This is a genomic window from Rufibacter hautae, assembly GCF_008271695.1.
Taxonomy (GTDB): domain Bacteria; phylum Bacteroidota; class Bacteroidia; order Cytophagales; family Hymenobacteraceae; genus Nibribacter; species Nibribacter hautae.
This window is the reverse complement of the sequence record NZ_VKKY01000001.1, coordinates 2,014,295-2,028,331: the sequence shown is the minus strand read 5'-3', so window position 1 is coordinate 2,028,331 and position 14,037 is coordinate 2,014,295. Positions and strand designations below refer to the sequence as shown.

General features: G+C 52.7%; 12 protein-coding genes. 2 read left to right on the top strand and 10 right to left on the bottom strand.

Going from position 1 to position 14,037, the window contains the following annotated elements; translation table 11 throughout:
• Positions 1 to 379: 379 nt before the first annotated feature.
• The 9 genes from FOA19_RS07925 to FOA19_RS07885 all read right to left on the bottom strand — a co-directional run bounded on the left by FOA19_RS07925 (position 380) and on the right by FOA19_RS07885 (position 9,627).
• Complete coding sequence (locus tag FOA19_RS07925) at positions 380 to 1,090, bottom strand: DUF4097 family beta strand repeat-containing protein (RefSeq protein ID WP_149090198.1); 711 nt, start codon at positions 1,088 to 1,090, stop codon at positions 380 to 382.
• 30 nt (positions 1,091 to 1,120) lie between these two features.
• Entirely contained in the window at positions 1,121 to 1,990 is an 870-nt protein-coding gene (locus FOA19_RS07920; RefSeq protein WP_223808776.1) for a DUF4097 family beta strand repeat-containing protein, read from the bottom strand.
• A 21-nt stretch (positions 1,991 to 2,011) separates the two neighbouring features.
• Positions 2,012 to 2,965, bottom strand: coding sequence for a HEAT repeat domain-containing protein (locus tag FOA19_RS07915; protein WP_149090197.1), 954 nt, complete (start codon positions 2,963 to 2,965; stop codon positions 2,012 to 2,014).
• A complete protein-coding gene (locus FOA19_RS07910; RefSeq protein ID WP_149090196.1) occupies positions 2,955 to 3,464 on the bottom strand; it encodes an RNA polymerase sigma factor in 510 nt (169 codons plus the stop codon). Before FOA19_RS07910 ends, FOA19_RS07915 begins: the two co-directional genes overlap by 11 nt.
• 198 nt (positions 3,465 to 3,662) lie before the next feature.
• Positions 3,663 to 4,529, bottom strand: coding sequence for a DMT family transporter (locus FOA19_RS07905; protein ID WP_262713901.1), 867 nt, complete (start codon positions 4,527 to 4,529; stop codon positions 3,663 to 3,665).
• 171 nt (positions 4,530 to 4,700) lie between these two features.
• Positions 4,701 to 5,882: a hypothetical protein gene (locus FOA19_RS07900; protein WP_149090194.1), complete on the bottom strand. Its 1,182-nt coding sequence runs from the start codon at positions 5,880 to 5,882 to the stop codon at positions 4,701 to 4,703.
• A 198-nt stretch (positions 5,883 to 6,080) separates the two neighbouring features.
• Positions 6,081 to 6,413 carry a hypothetical protein gene (locus FOA19_RS07895; protein WP_149090193.1) on the bottom strand — a complete coding sequence of 111 codons (333 nt, stop codon included), beginning with the start codon at positions 6,411 to 6,413 and terminating at the stop codon, positions 6,081 to 6,083.
• 2 nt (positions 6,414 to 6,415) lie between these two features.
• Complete coding sequence (locus FOA19_RS07890; protein WP_149090192.1) at positions 6,416 to 8,824, bottom strand: penicillin acylase family protein; 2,409 nt, start codon at positions 8,822 to 8,824, stop codon at positions 6,416 to 6,418.
• Positions 8,825 to 9,210: 386 nt separating this feature from the next.
• On the bottom strand, positions 9,211 to 9,627 hold the full coding sequence (locus tag FOA19_RS07885) for a hypothetical protein (protein ID WP_149090191.1): 417 nt from the start codon (positions 9,625 to 9,627) through the stop codon (positions 9,211 to 9,213).
• A gap of 223 nt (positions 9,628 to 9,850) precedes the next feature.
• Here FOA19_RS07885 and FOA19_RS07880 point away from each other — a divergent pair, with 223 nt between their 5' ends.
• Both FOA19_RS07880 and FOA19_RS07875 read left to right on the top strand, forming a co-directional pair.
• A complete protein-coding gene (locus tag FOA19_RS07880; protein WP_149090190.1) occupies positions 9,851 to 11,176 on the top strand; it encodes a M16 family metallopeptidase in 1,326 nt (441 codons plus the stop codon).
• A gap of 33 nt (positions 11,177 to 11,209) precedes the next feature.
• Positions 11,210 to 13,279 (top strand): insulinase family protein, encoded by a 2,070-nt coding sequence (locus FOA19_RS07875; protein ID WP_149090189.1) that lies wholly within the window; start codon positions 11,210 to 11,212, stop codon positions 13,277 to 13,279.
• A gap of 158 nt (positions 13,280 to 13,437) precedes the next feature.
• Here the strand turns inward: FOA19_RS07875 and FOA19_RS23540 are convergent, their stop codons facing one another.
• Positions 13,438 to 14,037, bottom strand: a complete 600-nt coding sequence (locus tag FOA19_RS23540) for a DUF7710 domain-containing protein (protein ID WP_223808774.1) — start codon at positions 14,035 to 14,037, stop codon at positions 13,438 to 13,440.

Below are 14,037 nucleotides of genomic sequence, written 5' to 3'. Positions count from 1 at the left end.
TAGCTGTAAAAAGCTTACTGTGTATTTGGTAAGTTATCGTCCCCCTTTGAAGGGGGTAGGGGGATGACAAAAATGTTTGAAGAACCTACTCCAACAACTAGGAACCGAATTAAAATAATTCTCGGGAACGCCAAAACCAGCACGAGTAATCATCCCCCTACCCCCTTCAAAGGGGGACATTCGGGTATCGTACCTGAAAGGTAAACAACCGAGTAGTGTCGGTTAGCCGTTGTTAATGTTATCACCAACAACTTGTACTAGGCTCCGCTAGTGTTAAAGGGCAACCACAAGGGATTGCCCCTACATGGACCGGTAGGAGAAATCACCTTTGGCTTGTCTGTTTAGGGGCTGATTTTCGAAAACCGGCCCCTAAACGGGGTTACTTTTTCCGGCGGAAGTAGACGTTGTTGCTGATGGATTCCAGCTTGATGTTGGCGCCGCCGTCTTTGACTTTGCCGCGGAGTTGGTAGCCTACCATGGGCGCTTCCTGCTTCTTGTCGGCGAGGGCAATGTCCAGGTCTGAGTAAACTTCGCCGGTAATGGTTTTGAGGGAGACGGCTGCGCCCTGCTGGGTGGGCCAGTCCATGTCTACGAAACCGCTGATGGATTTGGCGTTCACGGTGCCCCGCAGGCCGCGGAGTTCCAGGTCGCCGTTGATGGTTTCCAGGGTGAGGTTGGCGTCACGGGGTAGGAAGATCTCGTAGTCAATAAGGGCACAGACGCCGCTTTCCAATTTGCCGTTGGAATAATTTCCGTAGGTGGTCGTAGCGCCTTCGGGGCAACCGCCTTCAATTTTACTGTTTTTCAGAAGCTTCTCATCCAGATCTGCGGTGACGTTGAGCTGGTCTTTGCCAAGATCAAAGGTGAGCAGCATGGCTTGGTTCAGTTTGCCGCCGTTGATCTCGTAGGTTACCTTCACGTAGGCTTCTTTTTTATCCCAGGCCGTTACCTTCACATTGTTCCCGAATTTGAGGTTCAGGTTCACTTTCTTCGTAGTGGGCAAGGCCAGTGTTTTCTCCACCGTTTTTTTCTGGGCATGGAGGTTCCCTATACCCCACAGCAGCAGGGCTACAAGCAATAGTTTTTTCATAAGAGGGTTGGTTTTAAAGGACTGTAGAGATTATTTCTTTTTCCGGATAAAGATGTCGCTGGTGATGGACTGCACGCTTACTTCCACGCCGCCGCCGTTGACTTTGCCGGCAATGTCTCCGCCGCCGCCTAGCAACGACAACTCATCTTCCTCGTCTTTGCCTTTCTTCCGCTGCAGGTCAATGTCAAAATCGGTGTAGATCTCGCCTTGCATGGATTTGAGTTTGAAGTTGGCCTTGTCTTTGGCGGGCAACGTGATGTCAATATCGCCGCTCACGGTAGAGATGGCGCTGGGCTTGCTTTGGGCAAGCGAGGAGAAAATCACCTTGATGGAGCCGTTGGTGTTAGTGGCGACTACGGGTCCGGAGATGTTGGTCAAGGTGGCCTCTGAGTTGTTCAGCTTCAGCTCCACTTCCCCGTCAACATCTGAGATGGAAATATCGCCCCCTTCCCAATTGGTTTCTTTGTACACCACCGCGGCGTTCTTGGGGATTCTGATGACGTACTGGGCATCTATCCTAGATGCTTTGGTAATGGTAACGGTGTTCCCGTTTTTGTTTACCCCCAGCCCCAGGTTGGTGTTGTCCTCTATCTGGTTGTAGAGCGGTTTCAGGCCCTCGGCGCGTTTGGGCGGGGCGCTGTAGTCCTTCGTTTCAATCACGACTTCGTCGCCGGAGTAGCCCACAATTTTCACGTTGCTGTTGAACATGGAAAGCTGCACGCGGGCGTCTTTGCCGTTGCCCAGTTTCACTTTGTAGGTGCGTAGTTCGGCCTCGCGCGGCGTTGTCTGCTTTGCGGTAGGCGGGGTAGTCTGGCGGGAAGCGGCAGTGGCTTTCTCTGAGACAAGGCAGTTCCCGGTGAGCATGAGCAGGGCCCATGCCAGTACAATCGTTTTTTTCATGGATGTAGAATTAATGCGTAACTAGATAAGGGTTCCAAGACCCTCTTGTGCTTTGTATTTTACAATGGGTAACAGGTCTTCTTTGTGCATGAGCATTTCCAACTGTGACACGGCGGCAGCCTCTTTCATTTTGACCACCATCTCAATGAGGGTAAGCTGCATGAGCGGCTCGGTTTGGGTGCCCAGGGCCTGGATGAAGGCTTTCCGGACTTCCTTGTGGTCTTTGAACTGGTAGAGGGCCTCGCAGGCGGCTAGCCGCACGTTGAGGTTTCCGTCCTTGTTCATGGTCTTCACCAGTAGCTTGATGATCTTCTTGCTTTCCTGCTCTGTCAGCCCTTCGGTTTTGAGGCCTTGCGTCACCAGTTGCAATCTATCACTCGCCGATGAACTCGCGACAGCGGTATTGGTCGTCAGGACGGATCTTACCGGTTGTCTTTTGGCCGGGAGGAAGGTTTCTATTTTAGGTTCTGGGCTGCCGCTTGCCGTAGCAACGGCTGTCCTCACCGGGCTTTCTACCTGTGGATAGGTTTCAACCGTTTGCTGAGATTCCTGGTCCTGGGGTCTTTGGATTTCCGGTTGCTGCTGAGCGATGATCTCCGTAGGGCTTGCGGGCACGTCATTGGCCTGCCGGAAGTGATTTCCGGTCCAGAAGGCCACTAGCAACAGTGTCATGCTAGCGGCAATCTGCCAGGCATACATTTGGAAGAAGTTGTTGCCCTTTTTCTTTTGCGGCACCTCCCCGGCTGACATGGCGGGGTTCTCTATCTTCTCAAACAGCCAGTCATCGGCCAGGAATTTGTCCATCTGCACGTTCTGCTCCTGGGCATAGAACTGGAACTGCACGGCGTGCGGCTTCAGGGTGTCTGGCAGCATTTTGGTCTTCCGGAAGAAGTCTTTTAGTTGGTCTTCTTCTTCTAAAGACGTGTCGCCGTTGTAGTATTTCTCCAGTAAGGTTTCTACCTGCTCAAACTGCATAGTTTTCCATCTTTAAAAGTCCGTCTCGCACACTTTTGCGGGCCCTGCTCAACGCCACCCTAATGGCATTGACGTTGATGCCCGTCACCTGTTCAATCTCATCGTAGCCGTAACCCTCTACATCGCGCAGGTGCAGGATCAGGCGCTGCTGCTCGGGCAGAAGTTGTACCAGTTCCAGCACCTTGCTCACCTGGTCGGCCTGCTCATAGCGCTGGTAGGGGTTTACTTCCAGCGAGTCCAGTTCCATGTCCACCACATCTACCATGTGCTTGTTCTTGCGGCTTTTGAGCTTGTCCAGGCACAGGTTCTTGGTGATGCTCATGGAGAAGGCCTCAATGCTGGCGTAGGCGTGGAGCTTGTGTTTGTTGGACCAGAGTTTTAGGAAAACATCCTGCAAGATATCCTCCGCCTCCTCCTTGTTCTGCAACAGGAAGAGCGCCATTCTGTACAGCTTCTGCTTAGCCGGGAGCACCTTGGTTTTAAACTCTTGTAAGTCCATTCAATAACAGAGACGACGCAGGAAGGAAGTCATTACAGGGTTTTCAAAATAAATTTTGAAAAAGTTCTGAGTCTTGAGTTTCTGAGTCCTGAGTTGGGTGGAATGTGGTGGTTTTAGGCAGGTTTTGTGGAAAACAGGATGAAAACGCCGAGGTGCGGGAGGTAAGTCAAGTTAACAAAAATGACTCAGAACTCAGGACTACTTCAAAAGGATGATCAGCACGGAGCCCGCCACCATGATTAGGGCACCCATCGTCTTCTTGAGGATATCCGTCTCCTGGAAGAATTTATAGCCCAGTCCAATACTCACCAGCGTGGACAACTGGAACAAGGATAGCGCGTAGCCTACTGGCATCTGCTCAAACACATAGTTGGTGGTGAATTGCATAAGCCCGATACAGAAAACCAGCAGCGCGTACCGCTTTAGTTTGGACCTAATGAACTCCTGCTTGAACCCCAGCCGGTGCGCAGGGCTCCAGAACGTGACCATCGCCGAGAACAAGGCCCCAAACCAGCACCAACTGATAAAGGAAACCGTGGGCGAGGAATACAGGATGGTCTTTTTGATGAACACCGCCTCTACCGCAGCAAACACCATGGCCCACAGCCGGAACTGGATACTGGGTTGCTTTAGAAGCCGCCAGGAGAACTTCTCCTCCGTAGTGCCCAAAACGAAATAGCTGCCGCCAATGATGAGCGCAATCCCCAGCACGCCCCACCCGTTGGGAAACTCCCGCAGCAGCACCATCCCGGCCAGGAGCCCCACCACCGATTTATATGCATTTATGGGCCCCAGCACCGACAAGTCTCCGCGCTGCAAAGCCCGCACCAGGAACCCGTTCCCCAACGCTCCAAACAAACCCACCAGCACCGAGTACCCCCAGAAGCCTAGAGGCAACGAGAGCCAATTAACACCCACAGCAGGGATTATGCACAGGAGACTCAGCAGGAAATATGTAATAAAATTGACCAGCAACGGCAAGCTACCCGCTGAGGTAAGCTGCTTCTGAAACACGTTGGCGAACGGATTAGAAAGGATTCTGAGAAGAACGGCTAGATAAATCAAAATAGTGAAAAGGATGAAAGTACGCCAGTTGATGCTTCGGCAAATCAGGAATTAAAGGGTTACCAAAAAGCTGATATTCAGATATTCCTTCTGTATAAAAATAAATCATTTCTGTTTCGGGCATGTTTCATAGGAAATATGCCCGAAACAGAAATTTAAGGCGTACTGCTACTACTTAACCTTCATCTGCAACTCCTGGGTTTTATCTTTTCCATCACGGAGCACCAGCCGGTACTCGCCTCTAGGTAAAGCCAAGGGTAAAACCGAAGTACGGTTACTAAACTCCACTACGTCTATAGGTACTGCTTGCTCACTTTCTGTGGCTTTGTAGGCTAAGGCAAGGCATGGTAAATCTATTGTTATTTTATTTGCCGACACTTTGTAGGGCTTCCGCTGTCCATTCATCCAAATCCAATCTGGGAGACCGTTTACCAATTTGGTTTTGGGGTGCACCATTGCTACGTCTACCTGCCGGTTATTACTGGTGCCGGTGAAAAGCTGTCCATTGTCATTCCGGACATATATAGCAGGGTAGGATAGCTGGGATAATTGGAAAAAAGGTGAATCGTAATGGGTAGCACTTGTCTCTGTGTAGTCTTCCTGGTCTACTGTGAATGGATCTATGCCGGTAAATTCTTTCAGCCTACCTGCCATAGCTTTCTCCCACGCTTGAGACGGACCTTCGTTCACATGGTCAAAGCCGCAGTGGATGATTATTTTAGCCTTCGGGTCTTTTTGAAGTACTTGTTGAATATTACGGCCCTGGCCAGTCTCGCGATCCTTGCCATTGCCCTCAGTATCATACCCAAATACAATGTAGCCCAACCGTATTGCCTCTCTAATTAAATTCCCGAACTGAGGTTCTTTGGTGTAGTATCCGCTTGTAATGACAGGATATCCGCGCTGGTTAATTAAACTGTCTGCCTGGACTAAGGCTTCTAAGGCCAGGTACCGGTAGCCTTGCTTGTACAAATCTGCCAAAAGCGATTGTGTGAAGACTCGGTGCCGTGGGTTATGGTGCGCCTCATTGATGATGAACAACTGTTCTATGGCAGCTCGAGTGAGTAAGTATTCTTTCGCGTTTTTAGCAGTGTATCCAGCAAAAGTGGCCCTGTCCTGAGCGGTAACCTTGCGGTTCATGGTAGGGTACTGCGCATCCCAAGTTTGTAATGCCTTAAAATAGTCGCCCATGTAGGTGTAGTCCCATGCCGCTTTCTGGTGTTTCCAAGGTACTGTATCAGTGGCCACCTGCGTCTGGAGCTGAGCAGAAAGGCGGTACGGCTGCGGTTCTGCTTGAGCCCAGGAGAGCACCGGCAACAAAAGGAGTAGAAAGTTTATTCCAATCTGTTTCATACAAGACTTGTAAGTGAAGGCATAATACTTAGTTTGAAAGCCTGAAGAATAAGTTTTCAAAAAATCCTAATCCGCGAATGCTTTTGCGGAAGCAGGTGCTGTGGAGTAAAAGTATGTGGCTAAATCTCTATGCTCTAAAATAAGAAATCTTGTTCAGGGTTTCTGCCTGCTTTTCCGGAAAATAGCCTTAAAACCAGCCTACACCCACAGCCGGCGCACGAGGTAACCAGACAAAGCACTGAGTCCGCCTACCACCCCGCCAATAACTACCGTTACCACCAGCAGAATCCAGGGAGAGTTCACGGTGAGCATGGCGGCTACGCGGTTACTTAGAAGACCATCGGTGACCAGGTGCCAGAACAGAGCCATGCCCAGCCAGGCCAACCCAATCGCCCCGAAGCCGGCCAGAAACGCCTGCCCGCCGTAGCGCGCCTTCCAAAAGGCCACCGCAAAGCACACTAGGGCTAGGCTCCACCACGGCAGAAAAAACTGAACTACAACGCTGAAGAGAAGAATAAGGAGGAAGAGCATGGTTAGTTTTTCTTGAAGGTCCAGGTAACAGAAGTAGCCGAAGGTCTATCCGCCGCCGATTTTAAAAACAGCAGTTGGTGCAGTTTCCCGGTTTGCCAGTCGTTCAGGAGATTGTCATAGAAGCGGCTGGCGGGGTTGCCGCTTTGGCCACCGGGGTACACGCCCCAAGCCTGAATCTGCGGACCCATCTGCACCACCATGCGCCAGGATGGGCCATGACTGCCGTTAAGTGCGTTGATGGAGTTGGCGCTGCCCCCGGTGAATAACTGATGCTCAAAGCCCGGCAGCTGGGCCATGTGCCGGATGTAAGAATCACGGGCATTACCCCAGAGCCATTTCTCGCCACCTACGCCCAGGCTATCGGCTACTTCCTTGAAGGTGGCGTTCACCAGCATGGGCAGGGTCTCTTTATCGGGGGTGTTCACGTCATCGTACCAGCGGCTTCTGGGCACCTGCTGGATCATCTGCACCAAACGATCACGGGCAGGCGCTTTATAGGTCTCCGGCGGAAAATCATCGCTCCAAATGGCGCGGGCCAGGGTTTGCCACCAGTTCTCAAAAAGCGAGGGTGCCATCTTATCGGGGTTGAAGCGGTAATCCCAGGAAACCAACAGCTGGTACGCCTTTTTCTGGGTGCCTGTTAGCGAATCCTGGTTTACCAGTTTGAGAAGGGTGGGCAGCACGTTCTGGGGCACAAAGCTGTAATTATCCGTCTGCATGAGCCGAAAGGAATCGGGTGTGGCCTGGGTCATGGCCGAGAGCCGCTGGTTGATGCGGGCACTGCGTTCATACCCGGCAAAGCTGGCGCCCAGGTAATACGGATAATCCTGGGGGCTCACCGGTGTCTGGTTCGCCGAGCTCACGAAGCCGCGCTCGGGGTTTAAGACCTGCGGCACCTGCTCCATGGGAATCCAGCCCTGCCAGTCATGCGCAGGGTTAGAGCCATCCAACAGGAACTTGCCTTGCTCCGGCCACTTCAGCGGAAACTGCCCGTTAGAGACAATGGCGATGTTCTGGGAATCGGCGTAGACGAAGTTGAAGGCCGGCGCAGCCCAGGTAGTTAAAGCATTCCGAAACTGCTGATAATCTGCGGCGCGGTTCACCAGAATCAGCGTTCTCAGTTCGTTCTGCGGATCGTGGGCAATCCAACGTAGGGCGTGACCGATGGGCGTGCTTCCGGCCCGGAACGCTTTCTCATGGGGTAGATAGGCCACCGGCCCGTGGTGCGTGTACAAGACCGTATCTAGAATGGTTTGTCCGCCTTTCACGTTGATTTTCTCCACCACGCGGCGCACGGGTTTCCACTGGTTATCGTGCCAGTACTGCTGCTGTTTGTTGTCTTTGAATTGGATCTGGTACCAGTCCAGCACATCGGCGCCCACGTTGGTCATGCCCCAGGCAATGCGCTCATTGAACCCGATGCCCACCCCCGGCGCGCCCGGAATGATGACTCCGTACGTATTGATGCCCGGCGCATGCAGCTGCACCACGTGCCAGATGGAAGGCAGACTCAGGTTCAGGTGCGGGTCTGAGGCCAGCAGTGGGTACCCGTTAGCTGTTTTGGCGCCAGTCACCGCCCAGTTGTTGCTGCCCAGGTTCTCGGGCTTCTGGCGCTCCAGGGTATGCGCCGCAGCAGCCGCCATGAAATCTGCGGGGGTAGGCGGAATAGGAAGCGGCGTGAAATCTGGTTTGCTGCCCAGCGGCACAATGGGTTCCTCGTGGAAAGGGTAATCTGGGAAGAGGTCCTGGGTGATTTCGGGGCCGTACTTGCGCAGATTGTTGGTCATGCGCAGGTCGTCTGAGTAGCCGGTCATGTCATAGGCCAGCATCTTGAGTAGCAGCGCAATCTTGAGTGTAGTCCAGGGCTCGGGCTTGTAGTGCAGCAGCTTGTACTCAAAAGGATATTCATGCGGCGACAGTTGCGCGATATAGGCGTTCACCCCGGCGGTATACGCCTCCATCACGGCCCGGCTCTGCGGATCGGCCTGCATCCTGGCCAGCGATTTCTTTGCCGACACCACCATGCCTATCCGGCGTTGGTAGCGGTCCATTTCCAGGGTACGCTCCCCAATGATCTCAGACAATCGACCGGCAGCGGCGTGGGTCATGAACTCCATCTGCCACAGCCGGTCTTTGGCCGTGAGGTAGCCCTGGGCATAGTACAGGTCGTGGTCGTTCTGCGCGAAGATGTGCGGCACCCGCAAAGAATCAAACCGGACCTGCACCGGCGCCTGCAAGCCTTCCAGTGTCAATTCCTCAGATTCAAAACCATCATCGGCGCCGCTGCGCCAGAACCCTTCATAGGGGCTCAGGAACGGTCCCAGGGCCGGAATTACGCCATAGGTGCGGTTAAGGCCATAGATGACAAGGAGGGTCAAGGAAACAGCAAGAATGGCTTTGATCCATTTCATATAGAGGCAGGCAGCGGTGGATTGTTCCTGTAAGATAGTTTCTTATCCAAGCAATGGCAAGCCGATGAAGGTCAAAGGCAGGGTCATTGCGTTTTAAGGCTGTTTTAGGGAAAACGAGCCCGGAACGGCCCGAGTGATTCAGACAGTAGACCATTGCGCTGGCGCGAGCGTCCGCACGTATTTATGGACATTGCCTTACTGATGCGCAAAAAGAGGCTCTGGAATGCGTGCGGACACGAGCGGGACGCTCGCGCCAGCGGGGAATGTACCAAAATCCGACACCACTCAGACAACGCGGTGCCTGGTCTCTACCATGGCATTATCCCAACAGGCACAAAAAAGCCGGAGGGTTGCTCCGGCCTTCGTGTTCTTAATACATGATTCTGTTAAATGTCGCCAGGGCTTTTGACGCGGCGCGGACCGCCTTGTCCGCCGCCCTGGCCTCTTTCCAGTTGTTCGGCCACAATCTTAGCGAATTTCTCCTGCTGGGCTGGCGTTAGGATAGCATTGATTTCTAAGGCGCGTTTCTGCGCTTCGGCCTGCATGGCGGCACGGTCTGGGCGTCCGCCGGCGGCACGCATTTTGTCCATCTCCTGGGCCGAGGACAACACGATGGCTTTGATTTTGACGCTCTGCTCAGGGGTGAGTTCCAGTTGCTTCTCATAGCGCTGCAGTTGCATTAGGGCCCGCTCTTCAGAGGTAAGTCTGGCGCGGCCTTGGCTTCCTTGGGTGCCTTGGGCAAACGCCGAGGTGCCGGCTAAAAGGGCGATGAACAGAAACGCGAGCTTGGCTAAATTTTGCATGGTTTTCATACTATAGGTTCGCTTTGGTTGGTTTAGAGATTAGAGACAATTGCATGCCTTTGGTTTAATGGCAACTCAAAAAAGATGAACTATCTGGAAGGCAATCAGGCATATGGAACGGTTTGTAAAAAAATTGCCTTAATTTTAAGGATGTTTTCTGGAAACTAAGCCAAAAACGCGCCATACTTCCCAAACGACCCTTTTTATTTTTAACGCTTTTTGAATGAAACGTAAAATTTTGAGTATCCTGTTGCTGGGTGCCAGCCTAACGGCGGCCGCACAGAGCAACAAAATTGAGTTCACGGAGTACGACCTGCCCAATGGTCTGCATGTGATCCTGCACCAGGACAAAACCACGCCCACGGTGGCCGTGACCATGATGTACCACGTGGGTTCCAAGAACGAGAACGCAGACCGTACGGGTTTCGCGCATTTCTTTGAACATTTAATGTTTGAAGGCTCAGAGAACGTGGAGCGCGGCAAGTACATCAATATGATTCAGAGCGCGGGTGGTGCCGTGAACGCCAACACCTCCTTTGACCGCACCTACTACTACCAGATTCTACCGTCTAACCAACTGGCTTTGGGCCTTTGGATGGAAGCCGACCGTCTGCGGGCTGCCAAGATTGATGCGCAGGGCATTGAGACGCAGCGCCAGGTGGTGAAAGAAGAAAAGAAACAGCGCATTGACAACCAACCGTACGGCACTTTGCTTGAAAACACCTTCGCGACGGCGTACGCGGTGCACCCGTACCGCTGGGTGCCCATTGGGTCTGCGCAGTACATAGACCGGGCCTCGGCCAGAGAGTTTGAGCAGTTCTACAAGACCTTCTACGTGCCTAACAATGCCACTCTCACCATTGCCGGTGACCTCAACATTGACCAGACAAAGCAGTGGGTAGAGCAGTATTTCGCCAATATTCCCAAAGGCACTAACAACATCCCGCGCCCAACGGTAGTAGAGCCGGCGCAGATAGAAGAAGGCCGCAAAGTGGTGTTTGACAACATCCAATTACCGGCCGTGATTCAAGCCTACCACATTCCGGCGCAGGGTTCTGAGGACTCTTATGCCATCAACATGCTCACTACCTTGCTTGCCGGCGGACCTAGTTCCCGCCTGAACAAGGCTCTGGTGGACAAGCAGCAGAAAGCGGTGACCGCAGCTTCTATCCCCATGCCTTTGGAAGATCCGGGGCTATTCATCAACCTGGCCATTGCCAATCAGGGCGTAGACGTGCATGACCTGGAGCGCGCCATGGATGTGGAGATTGATCGCGTGAAGAACGAGACCATCTCTGACCAAGAGTTTCAGAAGCTACGCAACCAAATGGAGACTAGCTACATCAGCAGTATCTCTACCCTGGAAGGCCGCACCGAGAAACTGGCCTCTTACCACGCCCTGCACGGCAACACCAACCTCATCAACACCGAGCTGGACAAAATCCTGGCCGTGACCAAAGATGACCTCATGCGGGTAGCCAAAAAATACTTGACCAAAGAAAACCGGGCCGTGCTGCATTATTTGCCCAAAGCAACCCAAGCCAGATAAGCTTTGTTTTCTTTTCCTTACTCACAGAATTCCATGAAAAAATATATTTCCATTTTCTTTTTGGCGCTGGCGGTCTCTTTTGGCAGCACGGCCCAGACAAAGCAAACCCCGCCGCCCGCGGGTCCGGCGCCTACCATTGAGTTAGGCCAATACGAGTTCTTCACGCTCTCTAACGGCCTGAAAGTGTACGTGGTGGAAAACCATAAACTGCCCACCGTGGCCATGAGTCTGGTGCTGGACCGCGCCCCGGTTTTGGAAGGCGAGAAAGCCGGACTCACCGGCGCTGCCGGCTACCTCATGCGCACCGGCACCACCACCCGCACCAAAGACCAACTAGACGAGCAGATTGACTTCATTGGTGCCTCGCTCAACACCACCTCTACCGGTTTCTCGGCCTCCGGCCTGAAGAAGCACTTCCCTAAACTATTGGAATTGACCGCCGATGTGGTGCTGCGCCCCAAGTTCACCCAGGAAGAACTAGACAAGTTCAAGAAGCAGATGGCCTCTAGCCTGGCCTCGTCTAAAGATGATCCGGCTACCATGGAGGAAAACGTGCAGCAAGCACTCCTCTTCGGGAAAAGCCATCCGTACGGAGAGGTTGTCACTGAGAAAACCGTGGAGAACATCACCTTAGCTGATGCCCAGCAGTACTACAACACGTACTTCAGACCCAACATCGGCTACCTGGCCATTGTGGGCGACATCACGGCCAAAGACGCCAAGAAGCTGGTGAAAGAGTACTTTGGCAAATGGAAGAAAGCCGATGTAAAGCAGAACACCTATCCGGCCCCGGCCCCGTTGGCGGCGAACCAAGTAGCCATTGTGGATCGTCCTAACTCGGTGCAGTCTAACATCTCGGTGACCTACGCGGTAGACCTGAAACCCGGCAGCCCAGATGCCATCGCGGCCAGCCTCATGAACAACATCCTGGGCGGTTCTTTCGCCCGCCTGGATGCCAACCTGCGCGAGAAGCACGCCTACACCTACGGCTCTAACTCCTCGCTGGTATCGGATCGCCTTATGGGCCGGTTCAGTGCTTTCGCCAGCGTGCGGAACACCGTTACCGACAGCGCCTTCACCCAGATCACCTATGAAATGAACCGCCTGCGCAAAGAGCCGGTGCCTAATGAGGAACTGCAGAAGGTGAAGAACATGATCATCGGGTCTTTTGCCCGCTCGCTGGAGAATCCGCTTACGGTGGCCATGTTCGCCATCAATACCGCGCGTTACAACCTGCCCAAAGACTACTACGCCAACTACCTCAAGAACGTAGCCGCCGTTACGCCCGCCGATATCCAGCGCGTGGCCCAGCAGTACCTGCAGCCCGAGAAAGCGTACCTGGTAGCCGTAGGCAACGCCCGCGAGATCACCGACAAGCTGAAGCGTTTCAACGGCAACCAACCCGTGGCTTATTTCAATGCTTTCGGCGAGAAGACCGATGCGCCGATGGCCTCGCTTCCGGCCGGTGTCACTGTGCAGACCGTGCTAGCCTCGTACATCAACGCCATCGGGGGCAAAGCCAACGTGGAGAAGGTAAAGGACCTCACCATTAAGCGCACCATGAACGTACCCGGCGCCCAGTTGGCGGTAACTGTTCAGCAGAAAGGCGCGGACAAGTCTTTGCTCACTGTGAGCTACGGCCCCAACGAAATCAACCGCGTGACCATCAACGGCACCAGAGGCGCCATCCTCACGCAGGGCCAGACAAAAGAGATGACCCCCACCGAGCTGCAGGACCAAAAGCTGGACAACTGGCTGAGTTTCCTGAACTACGACAAACTAGGCGTGAAACTGGCCCTAAACCAGGTAGAGAAAGTAGACGGTCGTGAAGCCTACAAACTGGAACTTACCCTGCCCAGCGGCAAGAAGTCTTTCCACTACTTTGACAAGGAAACCGGCCTGAAAGTACGCGAAGTGGCCACCGAGCAAACTTCCGTAGGAACCGCCAACCAAACCACCGATTTTAAAGATTACCGCGAAGTGAACGGCATCAAGTTCCCGCACCAGATTGACCTGCACATCGGCAGCCAGGTGGTTTCCTCCACCGTGAACAGCGTGGAGATCAACAAGAACCTGAAAGACGATGTCTTCAAACTGAAATAAGGTTTTACAGACATTAATGTAGCTCGGCCTCGTTTCTGAGCGCTTTTGATGAAAAGCGCCCAGAAACGAGGCCGAGCTACATTAATAGGTACTTGCTGGCACAAATCGACTTTGGTTCCTAGCTTCTTTTGGGAAATCCAGGCTTAGGTCAAGTTATTTTACTCTCGATTGCCGCTCTCATAATGGTAATGCTCCATCGATGCGGAGGTGAAACCGCCTATGAAGTCAGGATCTACTTTCTTTTCTTTCAACTTCTCTGGTTTCATGTTCACCAGACCATTCTTTACGGCCCAGTCCAGTGCACCTTGGTCAAGCGGATACTTAGTTAGAATTCCAGTCAGTTTATTTCTCATTATCCACTCTTCTGCGACCACAAGGTCCTCAAACACACCACCAGAGAATAGCTTATTGATGGAGTTGAAGACCCAGACTGATTTGCAAGAATCAACTCTTTTGAACACGAAGTGGAATTCACCTTCTCTAATCAGGTGATTGATGATAGTTTCAATTTCCCTTCTTTCTATTTGGCTGACGAGCAGCATGTCCTTAGCCCAGAAATATCTGCCGCTGAGACATTCCCCTGTCTTAGAGTTTTCTTCCCTTAGAAATCTTATGTTCTCGAAGGTAAAAGCGGTAGCGGAGTAAACTGTCCCGTCCTCTAATATGACATCTATGTCAGAGTTGTCGTTTGTCTTTTCTTGTCCTCCTATGATATGACCTTTACTCTCTGATTCTATGACAATCTCCTTAACTTTCAT

Bases quoted from the DNA above. Each gene is read 5' to 3' on its own strand.
- FOA19_RS23540 (WP_223808774.1), bottom strand. From the start codon at position 14,037: ATGAAAGTTAAGGAGATTGTCATAGAATCAGAGAGTAAAGGTCATATC.
- FOA19_RS07890 (WP_149090192.1), bottom strand. From the start codon at position 8,824: ATGAAATGGATCAAAGCCATTCTTGCTGTTTCCTTGACCCTCCTTGTC.
- FOA19_RS07875 (WP_149090189.1), top strand. From the start codon at position 11,210: ATGAAAAAATATATTTCCATTTTCTTTTTGGCGCTGGCGGTCTCTTTT.
- FOA19_RS07915 (WP_149090197.1), bottom strand. From the start codon at position 2,965: ATGCAGTTTGAGCAGGTAGAAACCTTACTGGAGAAATACTACAACGGC.
- FOA19_RS07895 (WP_149090193.1), bottom strand. From the start codon at position 6,413: ATGCTCTTCCTCCTTATTCTTCTCTTCAGCGTTGTAGTTCAGTTTTTT.
- FOA19_RS07900 (WP_149090194.1), bottom strand. From the start codon at position 5,882: ATGAAACAGATTGGAATAAACTTTCTACTCCTTTTGTTGCCGGTGCTC.
- FOA19_RS07920 (WP_223808776.1), bottom strand. From the start codon at position 1,990: ATGAAAAAAACGATTGTACTGGCATGGGCCCTGCTCATGCTCACCGGG.
- FOA19_RS07910 (WP_149090196.1), bottom strand. From the start codon at position 3,464: ATGGACTTACAAGAGTTTAAAACCAAGGTGCTCCCGGCTAAGCAGAAG.
- FOA19_RS07885 (WP_149090191.1), bottom strand. From the start codon at position 9,627: ATGCAAAATTTAGCCAAGCTCGCGTTTCTGTTCATCGCCCTTTTAGCC.
- FOA19_RS07880 (WP_149090190.1), top strand. From the start codon at position 9,851: ATGAAACGTAAAATTTTGAGTATCCTGTTGCTGGGTGCCAGCCTAACG.
- FOA19_RS07925 (WP_149090198.1), bottom strand. From the start codon at position 1,090: ATGAAAAAACTATTGCTTGTAGCCCTGCTGCTGTGGGGTATAGGGAAC.